Consider the following 11,919-nt stretch of genomic DNA (forward strand, 5'->3'; position numbering starts at 1 on the left):
CCCGCCGATTCAGAGCCATACCAACCGAGAGTGGGTAGTGACCATCAGCCGCCGCTTCGATGACGCGGCCGGCCACTTCGCCGGGGTGGTCGCCGTGACCCTGGGGGTGGAAAACTTTCTGCGGGTATTCGGCAAACTCGACATCGGCCAGGAAGGCGCCATCGGTTTGTCTTATACCGACGGCACCCTGCTGGTGCGCTACCCCTTCCGCGAGCAGGACATGGGCCGCAACTTTTCCAATTCGCCCATCTATTCCCAGTATCTGATCGACCGCTCCGTCGGCACCGCGTCGTACACCTCCAGCCTGGATGGCGTAGAGCGCCTCTATGCCTTCCGCAAAAGCGAAAGCCTGCCATTGATTACCACTGTTGCCCTGGGCAAGCACGAGTCGCTGGCGGCCTGGCGTATGGAAGCGGTGTTGTCGGCGGTGGTGGTGGCGGGGCTGCTTGGGCTGACGGGTTTGATCGGCTGGTTCCTGATCCTCGATATTCGCCGGCGAACCCAGGTGGAAGAGGCGCTGCGTATCGCCCAGCAACAGCTGCTGGAGTCCAACCGGCAGCTTGAATTACTGGCGATGAAGGACGCGCTGACCGGCCTGGCCAACCGTCGCTGCTTCGATGAGACCTTGGCCTTGGAAGCGCGTCGGGCGCAACGCGACGGCACGACATTGGCCTTGCTGATGATCGATATCGACTATTTCAAGCGCTACAACGATGCCGTCGGTCACGTCGCCGGCGATGCCTGCCTGCAGCGGGTCAGCGCCTTGTTGGAGACCTGCGTGCGGCGCCCCTCGGATCTGGTGGCGCGTTACGGCGGAGAGGAATTAGCCATCATCATGCCCGCGACCGACAGCGATGGCGCGGTGGTGGTGGCGCAACAGATCATTGATCGGCTGCAGCGGGAAAACATCGAGCATCCGGGCAGCCCGTTGGGGCGCGTGAGCGTGAGTGTCGGCGTGGCGGCGGCAGCCAGTGCGGAACTGGAGCCTGTGCTCGGCTTCATCGAGGCCGCCGACAAGGCGCTTTATGGCGCGAAGTCGGCGGGGCGCAACGGTTTTGCGCTGAGTTGAGCACGCCAAGGGCTGAAAAAGCCAACGCAACGGTCATCTGATTTTCCTGAAATTGCTCTGAACTATCGTGCTCGGATAGCCCTCGCAACACTATCCATACACAGGAGGGAATCCGATGACCCACTACCCAACACCACCCTTCAAGCCACAGCAGCAGCCCGTTCCCGGCGACCAGCGCAAGATGGAGCCAATGCCTGATTGCGGTGAGCAAAGCTACAAAGGCTCGGGCCGCATGGCCAACAAGATTGCCCTGGTCACCGGCGCCGACAGCGGTATCGGGCGTGCGGTGGCCATTGCCTTTGCCCGCGAAGGTGCCGACGTTGCGGTGTCGTATCTGGATGAACACGAGGATGCGAAAGAGACCGCGCGCTGGGTCGAAGCGGCGGGGCGCCAGTGCCTGTTGTTGCCCGGCGATCTGGGCGAGGCCGCGCAGTGCAGCGCCATCGTCAATGACACGGTCAAGCAGTTCGGACGTATCGACGTGCTGGTCAACAACGCCGCGTTCCAGATGACCTACAAATCGCTGGAAGACATCCCCGACGAAGACTGGGTAAAAACCTTCAACATCAACATCACCGCGATGTTCCGGATCTGCAAGGCGGCGCTGCCGCACATGGCCAAGGGCAGTTCGATCATCAACACCACCTCGGTCAATTCCGACATGCCCAATCCGTCACTGCTGCCTTATGCGGCGACCAAGGGCGCGATCGCGAACTTCACCGCAGGCCTGGCGCAGATGCTGGGCGAGCGCGGCATTCGCGTGAACAGCGTGGCGCCGGGGCCGATCTGGACGCCGTTGATCGTGTCCACGATGACCGACGACATGGTGAAGGAGTTTGGCAGCAACACGCCGCTGGGTCGGCCAGGCCAGCCGGTGGAGGTTGCACCGATCTATGTGCTGCTGGCGTCCGATGAGGGCAGTTATATCTCTGGCGAGCGCTATGGCGTGACCGGGGGCAAGCCGATTCTCTAAGGAAGTTGGAAACAGAGCAGGCCTCAATGTGGGAGGGGGCTTGCCCCCGATAGCGGTGTATCAGTCAAGTTTTTATAACTGACAGATCGCCATCGGGGGCAAGCCCCCTCCCACAGTGGATATTCGGTGCTTTCGGATTATTGGTTTACTTCATCTTCGTGCGGTGAATGCGCGAATCAGGCGGGGGCTGCTGACGATGCCAAGCACTGTGCAAGTCTAAAATGTGGGAGGGGGCTTGCCCCCGATGGCTGTGTATCAGTCAAGTTTTTATAACTGACAGACCGCCATCGGGGGCAAGCCCCCTCCCACAGTGGATATTCAGTGCTTTCGGATTATTGGTTTACTTCATCTTCGTGAGGTGATTACGCGACTCAGGCGGGGGCTGCTGAAGATGCCGAGCACTGCGCAAATCCAAAATGTGGGAGGGGGCTTGCCCCCGATGGCTGTGTATCAGTCAAGTTTTTATAACTGACAGACCGCCATCGGGGGCAAGCCCCCTCCCACAGTGGATATTCAGTGCTTTCGGGCTTTTGGTTTACTTCTTCCTTGTGCGGTGGATACGCATCCACTCTCGATAAGCCGCCGTACGCTGCGCATCCGCACACTTCTTGGCTTCGGTGAAACGCGCCCAGATGGCCGCATCGCCGCTATAGGATTCGATGATTTTGTACGCCAGGGCCTCCAGTCGATCCGCTTCGAAAAACATCTGACTGTTGTGCGCCACCTCGGCGTTGACTGTCTGCCGCGTTGTAACGTCCTGCACCTGACCGTTCATTGTGTAACGCCCTCCGCCCACTGGATAGCTGCCGCACCGCACCAGCGCACGTCCGTAATGCCGTATTTTTCCGCCATCGGCTTGGAGACGCGCTTGAGATTGTTTTGCCCGAACCTGGGGATGACCGCCACGCCGGCATCGCAACTGGCCCAGTGCCATGCTTCAGCGTTATTCATGCGCGCCGCGCGTACGATAAACGACCTGGGCTCGCCGTGAAGCTGATAATTGATGGTGAATAACTCGTTGTTTTTCATGAGGTCTCCCTATGCTCACGAACTACAGATATTTGGCGTCAAGAATAATTCAAAGAAGTTGTCAGACAAGGCGATGACCTGCGCTCGGTCTCAGTCGTCCACCGTGTAGGTGACCCAGCCTGGCCCGTCGGCCGGGCGTTGTAATTCTACGATTACACCGCTGACAGATGTGCCGTCGGGCAGATTGACCGTGACGAAGTTCGGATGCCCGGGCCATTGCAGCGGGCTGGAAAAATCCACACGGACAATGGTGGGCTTGCCGCTGCAGGTCATTTTTATATCGACGTTCTCATTCAGCAGTTCATCATCTTCGGTGCCCAGGTGGCGCGAAGCAGTAATGACGCTGGCGGTGCCTTGATGGTCATAAGACATGGATGGACTCCTTGTGCGAAGGGCAACGAACGCGCCCCGATTCTTGTGAGGCAAGCGCCGGCAAATGATCGTTCAATCCAAATGACCGGCTGCTGCCGTCAGTGCTGGTGGGGAGCCTGGGTGGGGTCGACGATCTGGATGATGTTGCCCTCACGCCAGGCGTCCGCACCGGGCGCGATGGGCGGAGCGACGATGTCGGCGCGATCGGTCTTTTTGCGGGCACTGTCGACCCCCATCCGCTGATCCCGCTCGGCGACCATCTTCGCGTCGGCCTGGCCGTCTGCGGTGAACCCCATCATCAGTTGCGGAACACCCAACGGCAGGCGCTTGTGCAGGTCGGTATGCCAGGTGTGCCAGGTCTTGCCGTAGGTGTGCACGAGTTTTTCCATCAATGCGTGTTCGGCCACCTGCGGAATCCCAGGGGCAACCAGTTGGCCGGATTTCACCTCGTGCACATGGCTGTGCCACAGCGCCTTTTCCGCCGCAGGCAGCGTGCTGAACAATTGCTCGCTGATGATGTACTCCACGCCCATCAACTTGGCATCCTTGCGATTGCCGTCGTAAATCACGCACTGGATCACCTCCTCGTTGAGGATGGCGCAGTAGTGATGGGCTTCCATCTGCACGTCGGGATGGCCGTTGTAGAAGTGGAAGCCATCCAGGTAGGCATTCAGCGCGTCGATGGGCGGGCGCGATTGCAACAGCGCGGCGCCGGCGTCGAGGCTGCGCGTAGTGGGTGACTTGGCCTCGCCGGGCGCGACGACATTCGAGGCCGAATCATTGCCGGCGCAGGCGGTCAGCGCGGCAATCGAAATCGCCAGGCACAGTGAATGCAGGCGGGTAATCGTCATTGGGCAGTCCCTCCATGGGCGTTGGTAGAGCACATCTAGAAAGCCTGCCGAGGTGGGTGTTCAACCGGATTGATGCGCCTGTGCGCATTGGCTGCGGCGTGGGTCAGTGATCGATTGCCCCCGGCCGTTGCGGCTGACGTTCAACAGCCAGCACCAGTTCATCTGCACCGGATGCCTGGGCTTCCAGGAGGACGCCATGATAGGTGCGGCCTTCTGCCTTGATCGTAAGCGTATGGGCCTTCGCCAACGTTTCCGGCCAGGGCGACAGGATACGCAACGTGACGCACTCGCCGTGCTGCGTAATCCGGGCCTGGCACTCACAGGAAAGCGGGTTTGCACCGAACAGCGTGTCTTGAAGGTAATCGATCGTGCAGTGTTGCGCTGGTGTGGCAGGGGTATCCGGCATGGGAAGCCTCGCTCTGTTGGTGTCGCTGCATTCAGCCCACGGATGAGAGACGGGATGTTTTTCGGGACACCAGCAGCAGGCCGTAGCGGATCAAGATTAGCGCGAATATTCTTTGCGTAAATGCTAGCAGGTCAACAGCAAACCACTCGTCGTCTCGCCGCCTCTGGGCGGAACGTTTGCCTCCCGGTACTGGCCACATGCACCAAGGGTTGGCGATATTTCCTTCACTCATCAGGTGATTTCATGAAAAAGTTTTATATGGGCTTGAGCCTTTGCAGCGTGTTCCTGTTGCACGGGTGTTTCGATAATTCCGATAACACCACCAAGGACAACACAGGCGGCAGCAAATCGTCGGTGCAGATGCAGGAAGGCAAGGCCGACGAGAGCAAGTAAGTGCCTGGAGCAACCTGGAGCAAAATGTGGGAGGGGGCTTGCCCCCGATGGCGGGGTGTCAGTCAATGAAGAGGTGACTGACCCACCGCTATCGGGGGCAAGCCCCCTCCCACATTGGATCGCTGTGTATCAACGCATGTGCAAAATGATCGGGCTGGCGCTGGCCGGATCGGTATGTCCGCGCAATTTGCTTACTGACTGGGCGTCGACCGCATCACCCTGATTGCCCCACGTACTGCGCACATAGGTCAGCACCTGAGCAATCTCCTGGTCGGACAATTGCTCGCGGAACGCCGGCATGCGGTAGGCGTCCGGCAGCCCGGCGGCCACCACCCGTTGTGAGCCGTTGAGGGTGATGTTGATCGCCGAGGCGCTTTCCCTGGCCAACGCCGAAGTGGCGCCGGCCAGCGGCGGCATCCACTCCGGCTGGCCCTTGCCGTCCAGGCCATGGCAGGAGGCGCAGCGGGTCGCGTAGGTGTGGGCGCCGGGAATGTCCTGGCGCGTATCGGCCGCCTGATACTGCCAGGGCGTGCCGTCACGCTGAGGGTCGCCGGGCAGGGACTTGAGGTAGCGGGCGATGGCGGCCAGGTCGTCATCGGCCATGAACTGCGTGGAGTTGTTGAACGCTTCGGTCATCGAACCGTAGACCACCGCATGCTGGTTGCGCCCGGTCTTGAGGAACTGCACGATCTGCGCCTCGCTCCAGCGGCCCAATCCGGTGTTGGGGTCCTGGCGCAGGCTGGGCGCGTACCAGCCGTCGAGCAGGGCGCCTGCGAGGAAGGGCGCGCCGGATTGGTCCAGGGCCTTCTCGTTGAACGCCAGGCCGCGCGGCGTGTGGCAACTGCCGCAGTGGCCGGGGCCCTGGACGATATACGCGCCACGGTTCCACAGCGCGTCCTGGCCGGGGTTGGCCGCGTAGGGCGCTGTGGGGGCAAAGACGCCATTCCACAGGGCGATGGGCCAGCGCATGTTCAGCGGCCAGGGAATATCACTGGGGATATTCGCCTGGTTGGCCGGTTGCACGCCTTTCATGAAGAACGCATACAGCGCTTTCACGTCGTCGTCGCTGAGCTTTACGTAGGACGGGTAGGGCATGGCCGGGTACAGGCGGCGCCCGCCCGGTGCCACGCCGTGGCGCACGGCACGGTCGAAGTCGGCGAGGCTGTAGCGGCCGATGCCATGGTCGCGGTCGGGGGTGATGTTGGTGGCATGGATGGCCCCCAGCGGCGTGGCCATCTCCAGGCCACCGGCAAACGGCGCTTTGCCCGCCAGGCTGTGGCAGGCCACGCAGTCGCTCACACGGGCGACATACTCGCCGCGACTGACCAGTGCCGGGTCCAGGCCGGTGGCGTGTTCCTGTTCGAACGGCGAGGCGGGCTCGCGGGTGACGTACCAGGCCAAGAGGCCCGCGACGATCAGGCAGGGCAGCGCCAGCCAGCCTGCGGTTCTTGCGAATCGGCGGTTGTTCATGGGCGTTCCCTGTGGGTTAACTGAAGGTGTAGCGGCTCAACGGCAAGCTGCGGATGCGCTGGCCGGTCAACCGGGCTACCGCATTGGCGACCGCCGGTGCCACGGCCGGTAACGGCGGTTCGCCGATGCCCCCCATCTTTTCGCCGCTCTCGACGATCTTCACGTGCACCCGCGCCATCCGCGACGGCGGCAGGATCGGATAAAGGTCGTAGTTGCGCGCCCGTGGCATGCCGTCCACGTACACCGCTTCCTCCAGCAAGGTTTGCGACAGGCCCAGGGCCACGGCGCCGTTGACCTGGGCTTCAATGATCGCCGGGTTGACGATGCTGCCGGGGTCGATGGCCTGCCAGATGTCATGCACCTTGACCTGGCCGTGCTCGATCGACACCTCGGCGACCACCGCCGCGTGGGAACCAAAGGGCGAGGCCATCGCCACGCCACGGGCACGGCGGCTGCCGTCCTCGGCAGTGAACGGCCCGCGCTTCCAGCCGCCGGACAATTCGCCCACCGCTTGCAGCAGCGTGGTCAGCCGCGCATTGTCGCGCAGCAGGTGCAGGCGCAGTTCGTACGGGTCATGGCCGCCTTTGTCCGCCAGTTCATCAAGGAACGCTTCGTAGAAGAAGTCGTTCAACGAATTGCCCACCGAACGCCAGTAGCCGAGCATGGCCGGGCCTTTGACGTAGATCTGCGCGATGCGCGTGTTGGGAATCGCATAGCTCTTGCCCGACAGGCCTTCGAGGGCCGTGGGGTCGAGCTTGTCGCCCTGTTTGCCGGCAATCGCTTCGGTGGGGCCTTCGGTGGCGCTGACCGCTTCGATGGCCAGCGGCAGGCCCTTGTCATCCAGCGCGGCACGGAACTTGACCACCGCGACCGGGCGCAGCACATCGCGCAAGAATTCTTCCTCACGGCTCCAGATCAGCTTGATCGGACGACCGACGGCCTTGGTCAGCGCGATGGCCTGCGGATACGGGTTGGCCGAGTCATACAGGAAGTGCCGACCGAAAAAACCGCCCAGCAGCGGGGAGTGCAGGGTGATTTGTTCAATGGCCAGGCCGGTGCGCTTGGCGATGTCGGCGCGGAACATATCCGGCGCCTGGTTCGGCAGCCACACCTCCAGCGTGCCGTCGGGGTTGTAGCGCGCCAGCGCCGAGGGCGGCTCCAGCTGGGCGTGGTTGAGGTATTGATTGTGATAGGTGGCGTCGACGCGGGTTTTGGCGCTGGCCAGCGTGGCGGCTACGTCTCCCGTGTTTTCTTCGTCACGGGCCGGGCCCTGTTGAGTGGCGAGAAAGTCACGGTACTTGTCGCTGGAAAAGTCCGCCGGCATTGCGCGCACGCTGGAGTCGGCGGCGGCGTCGAGCCAGTCCACCTGGATCGCTTCAACGGCGCGCTTGGCGTGCCACCAGCGTTCGGCCACCACTGCCACGGCGCCGGGCAAGGTGTGCACCGAATGCACGCCCTTCATGGCCTCGACCTGAGCCTGATTGCGCAGGCTGCCCACGCTCATGCCCAGGCGCGGCGCGTGCTGCACGGCGGCGTGGAGCATGCCGTCGACTTTCAGGTCGATGCTGTATTGCGCCTTGCCGGTGGATTTGTCATAGGCATCCAGGCGTTTGACCGGCTTGCCGATCCAGCGGAACTGGCTCGGGTCGCGCAGGGTGATGCCGGCAGGGTCCGGCACCGGCATGTCCAGGGCGCGCCCGGCCAACTCGCCGTAACCCAGCGATCGGCCCGACGCGGCGTGCAGCACGCGGCCGGGTTGGGTGGTCAGTTGGGCGACCGGTACATTCAGCTGCTCGGCAGCGGCCTGCAGCAACATGGCCCGGGCGAGGGCGCCGAGGCGGCGCATGGTCGGGTAACTCATGCGCACCGACATGCTGCCGCCAGTAATGCGCATGCCATTTTCCATCACCACATAGGCCTCGCCGGGCGGCGCGGCTTCAACGGTGAACGTCGCCGGGTCGGCATCCAACTCCTCGCCGATAATCTGCGCCATGGCGGTGTGCGTGCCTTGGCCGCCTTCCATGAAGGGGCTGAGCAGGCGCACGCTGCCGTCCGGGCGGATCTCCAGGAACGCCGGCACCTGGGTGCCGCGTTCGGCGCCGGCGCCGGTGGCGGCCTGCACCCGGGATGTGCCCAGCGGCAGGCCAAAGCCGATCACCAGTGCACCGACGGCGGTACTCGCCAGGAAGCGCCGACGCGACAGGTTGACCGGCGCGTCGAGGGTTACGTCAGGCAGGATAGTGCTCATCAGACGGTCTCCTTCCCGGCGGCCAGGTCATCCATGGCGGCATGGATGGCGTTGTAGGTGCCGCAGCGGCACAGGTTGACCATCGCCGCGTCGATCTGCGCCTTCGAGGGCGCCGGGGTGTGCTTGAGCAGCGCGGTGGCCGCCATGACCTGCCCGGACTGGCAATAACCACATTGCGCCACCTGGCGCTCGACCCAGGCCGCGACCACGCGTTTGCCCACGTCATCGGCCTCAATGGCCTCGATGGTGGTGATCTCGCGACCGACCACACCGGCCACCGGCGTGACGCACGAGCGCACCACGTTGCCGTCCACCAGCACCGAACACGCGCCGCACTGGGCCAGGCCGCAGCCGTACTTGGTGCCGGTCAGGCCCAGGTCGTCGCGGATCACCCACAGCAATGGCGTGTCGGCGTCGGCATCGACCTCATAGGCCTGTTGGTTAATACGTAATTGCATGGCGGCTTACCTGCTGATCATCGGTGGGTGGTGCTTTATTTTTATGGGGCATCAACGACATGAAGTGCCCACGGCCGCTGCGTCGAAAAAAGTGTTCATCTCGAACGCGCGCGCACTCGTTGGACTGTAGACGACTGCACAAGCGCCATCTATGCAGATCGTTGATAAGTCGGAGGATCAGGCAAGTATTCAAGAGGATTACGCAATCTGCTTTGCCGTTATGATGGGCGCTATGCTATTCCACGTCGGTGAGCGTTATTCCGACTCATGAAGCGATACGACCAGGAGGTCATGTGGGTATTTTGGATTTTCGTGAAATTCCTACGGCAAGCCCAAAACAGCGCAAAGCCAGAAAGAAGGCCAAGGCCAGGGATGAACTGGACGCGTTCGAGAAGTTTGCCGAGGAGTACTTTACAAAGGTCATGGGGGGCATCGTCGAGTCCGGCCCAATGAGGGGCCCTGACAATGATATGGACCTCAAGGTCCGCTTGAATGGCGATGTGCTGCTGGTCAGTTGCAAACATTATGCCCATAGCGATAACGCCGTGGGGGCCGATAAGGAATACGATCCGCTGTCGGCCGTCGTCTCCAATGGCTGTACCAAGTTCGTTGGATTTTACTCAACGACCCCCAGCGGCCCCTTGATCACCAAGCTGGAAGGCTTGAAGAAACACAGCACTTTCGATTACGAAATTTTGAAAAATTCTGATATCGAATCACGCTTGCTGGATAAAGACAGCGTGGTGGGGTGGCTATTCGCGGCGCGGTATTTTCCACAAAGTTATGCGAACCTGTTCAGGCGCTTCGTTGTTCCGCTCGAACACTACAAGTTGAAGGACATCGAGCAACTTGATGGTGGTGGGTGGCGGCTTAATGGGCCTTTTGGTGCCCGATCTCACGGCGGTGTTGCCAACCAGTTGCGGGTGATCGGTGACGCCAACGATGCGTTGACCAACAGTGTTCACGCCAGTTTTTTTCATGAGGCATTGAAAGACGCCATCGATTGCTTTCCTGCCTATTTCATCTATCGCGAAGGTGCCGACCTGAATGCATTGGAGTGCAGCGATATTGCGCCAAATTGGCGCAACGCACTGAGTACTGATGGGGCCAGCGACTGCAACTTACCCATTATGGTATGTGGTCTTTGGTCTTTCTGGTGTCCAAGAAGAGCGCTGGAAAAATACCTCGATTTTGTTGAAGCCGACGAACTTCTGACCCAGCCGCCTGACTCTGAAAATTTGATTAAAGCCCGCGCGCACAAGATGCTGACTTATTCAGCTTTTCTGGCGTGCGGCAGTATTGCGCAACGGTCGGCGGGTAAGTACCGCGATATTTTTTCCAGACTCACTGCCTTTTGTCAGCTTTCAATGCCTGAGTATCAAGGCGATAAACCATGCAGTTTCCTGAAGGCGGATGGCACACCAGAGGTCTGGAACTTCAAGGCGGGTGAGGGCTTGAGTTTTCTTTTTCATCGAATTCTGGATGCTCCTTAAAAGCCCTGGTGCAAGGTGGCCTGACTGATTGTGGGGGGCTGTCGCTGACGTTGGCTTAATCCAGGAATCGAAATCCCCCCAACAGCTTTTCCTTGAGATACCCCACCAGCGCACTCACTGACTTCGGCACATGGGGCGAGTACGGCCGAATCAGGTAGATCTCATCGGCAAACGCGCCCTTGAGCGTCCAACCCTTCAAGACTTGCACCAGCTTGCCCTCGGCCAGCGCCGCATGGGCGCTGAAGTCCGGCAGCAGGGCGATGCCCAGGTGGTTGAGCGCCGCGTCGCGCAGGGCTTCGCTGTTGTTGGTGGCGAAGCTGCCGGCGATGGGGATGGTCAGGCGTTCGATGTGTTGGCTGCCGCGTTCGAAGGTCCAGGCCGGCTGGTCGGTGCCGCGTGGGTAGAACAAACAGTTGTGCGCCGACAGCTCGCTCGGCGCGCCGGGTTCGCCATGGCGCTGCAGGTAGTCGCGGGTGGCGACCAGCACCGAGGCGGTGTCGCAGAGCTTCCAGGCCACATGGGTTTCGGGGATCTGGAAACCATGGCGCACGGCCAGGTCGTAGCCTTCTGCGGCCAGTGAACTCAGGGCGTCGGACACGTCCAGCTGGATACGCACCTGCGGGTATTGCTGCAAAAATTGCGGCAGGTGCGGCACCAGCTGTTGCCGGGCGAACGCCACGGGCGCGGTGAGCCGCACCAGGCCGCGGGCTTCTCCGGCCTGGTCGCGCACCGAAGAAAAGCTGCGGGCGATGTGTTCATAGGCGCTGCGCACTTCGCGGGTCAACGACAGCCCCGCGTCGGTCAGCCGTACGCTGCGCGTGGTGCGCGTGACCAGGCGGGTGCCGGTGGCCTTTTCCAGGTCGGAAATACGCTGGCTCACCGCTGACTTGCTCACGCCCAGGCGCGCGGCGGCGGCGGTGTAGGTGCCTTGTTCTTCCAGCACCGACAGCCAGTGGATATGGGTCCACAGCCCTTCGATCTCGGCTTTTTCCATGGGGGTATTGTTCGCCAGTGTGCACAATAAGTTCAGGATTCTGCTCTGGTTCGGAACAAATCGAAAGCCTAAGGTGGGTGCCAACGCCAACTACTTGGAGCGCCTGCCATGTCCACTACCCTTGAGCATTACATCAACGACCAGCGCGTGAGCCGCGATGATC

Annotated in this window: 13 protein-coding genes; 4 read left to right on the forward strand and 9 right to left on the reverse strand. The window is 61.6% G+C overall.

Features of this window, described 5'->3' with window-relative positions:
- Both BFP96_RS12605 and BFP96_RS12610 read left to right on the forward strand, forming a co-directional pair.
- A partial coding sequence (locus BFP96_RS12605) for a sensor domain-containing diguanylate cyclase (RefSeq protein WP_256548974.1) occupies positions 1–1,069 on the forward strand: 1,069 nt, incomplete at its 5' end.
- Positions 1,070–1,184: 115 nt separating this feature from the next.
- Positions 1,185–2,042 (forward strand): SDR family oxidoreductase, encoded by an 858-nt coding sequence (locus BFP96_RS12610; RefSeq protein WP_065895598.1) that lies wholly within the window; start codon positions 1,185–1,187, stop codon positions 2,040–2,042.
- A gap of 535 nt (positions 2,043–2,577) precedes the next feature.
- On the opposite strand, the gene BFP96_RS12615 is transcribed toward BFP96_RS12610, so the two are convergent.
- The 5 genes from BFP96_RS12615 to BFP96_RS12635 form a co-directional block, all read right to left on the reverse strand.
- Positions 2,578–2,817, reverse strand: a complete 240-nt coding sequence (locus tag BFP96_RS12615) for a hypothetical protein (RefSeq protein WP_065895599.1) — start codon at positions 2,815–2,817, stop codon at positions 2,578–2,580.
- Positions 2,814–3,071: a DUF6555 family protein gene (locus BFP96_RS12620; RefSeq protein ID WP_065896152.1), complete on the reverse strand. Its 258-nt coding sequence runs from the start codon at positions 3,069–3,071 to the stop codon at positions 2,814–2,816. Before BFP96_RS12620 ends, BFP96_RS12615 begins: the two co-directional genes overlap by 4 nt.
- Positions 3,072–3,161: 90 nt before the next feature.
- The gene (locus BFP96_RS12625) at positions 3,162–3,443 is read right to left on the reverse strand and encodes a hypothetical protein (protein WP_065936322.1); all 282 of its coding nucleotides are present in this window, start codon (positions 3,441–3,443) and stop codon (positions 3,162–3,164) included.
- Positions 3,444–3,541: 98 nt separating this feature from the next.
- Positions 3,542–4,294: an OBAP family protein gene (locus BFP96_RS12630; RefSeq protein ID WP_065936323.1), complete on the reverse strand. Its 753-nt coding sequence runs from the start codon at positions 4,292–4,294 to the stop codon at positions 3,542–3,544.
- 103 nt (positions 4,295–4,397) lie between these two features.
- A complete protein-coding gene (locus tag BFP96_RS12635) occupies positions 4,398–4,700 on the reverse strand; it encodes a hypothetical protein (protein WP_065936324.1) in 303 nt (100 codons plus the stop codon).
- A gap of 243 nt (positions 4,701–4,943) precedes the next feature.
- Between BFP96_RS12635 and BFP96_RS30880 the strand changes: the two genes are divergently transcribed.
- The gene (locus BFP96_RS30880) at positions 4,944–5,093 is read left to right on the forward strand and encodes a hypothetical protein (protein ID WP_163002802.1); all 150 of its coding nucleotides are present in this window, start codon (positions 4,944–4,946) and stop codon (positions 5,091–5,093) included.
- 129 nt (positions 5,094–5,222) lie between these two features.
- Here the strand turns inward: BFP96_RS30880 and BFP96_RS12640 are convergent, their stop codons facing one another.
- Genes BFP96_RS12640 through BFP96_RS12650 form a run of 3 tightly spaced genes read right to left on the reverse strand, consistent with a single transcriptional unit; the run spans position 5,223 to position 9,269 of the window.
- Complete coding sequence (locus tag BFP96_RS12640; RefSeq protein ID WP_065936325.1) at positions 5,223–6,563, reverse strand: c-type cytochrome; 1,341 nt, start codon at positions 6,561–6,563, stop codon at positions 5,223–5,225.
- Positions 6,564–6,579: 16 nt separating this feature from the next.
- Positions 6,580–8,811 carry a xanthine dehydrogenase family protein molybdopterin-binding subunit gene (locus BFP96_RS12645; protein ID WP_065936326.1) on the reverse strand — a complete coding sequence of 744 codons (2,232 nt, stop codon included), beginning with the start codon at positions 8,809–8,811 and terminating at the stop codon, positions 6,580–6,582.
- On the reverse strand, positions 8,811–9,269 hold the full coding sequence (locus BFP96_RS12650) for a (2Fe-2S)-binding protein (RefSeq protein WP_065895606.1): 459 nt from the start codon (positions 9,267–9,269) through the stop codon (positions 8,811–8,813). Before BFP96_RS12650 ends, BFP96_RS12645 begins: the two co-directional genes overlap by 1 nt.
- Before the next feature lie 293 nt (positions 9,270–9,562).
- Between BFP96_RS12650 and BFP96_RS12655 the strand changes: the two genes are divergently transcribed.
- Positions 9,563–10,762 (forward strand): hypothetical protein, encoded by a 1,200-nt coding sequence (locus BFP96_RS12655; RefSeq protein ID WP_065936327.1) that lies wholly within the window; start codon positions 9,563–9,565, stop codon positions 10,760–10,762.
- A gap of 55 nt (positions 10,763–10,817) precedes the next feature.
- On the opposite strand, the gene BFP96_RS12660 is transcribed toward BFP96_RS12655, so the two are convergent.
- Entirely contained in the window at positions 10,818–11,756 is a 939-nt protein-coding gene (locus BFP96_RS12660; RefSeq protein WP_065936328.1) for a LysR family transcriptional regulator, read from the reverse strand.
- Positions 11,757–11,919 lie beyond the last annotated feature (163 nt).

It is taken from the genome of Pseudomonas sp. 34 E 7 (assembly GCF_900005715.1).
Lineage (GTDB): Bacteria > Pseudomonadota > Gammaproteobacteria > Pseudomonadales > Pseudomonadaceae > Aquipseudomonas > Aquipseudomonas orientalis_A.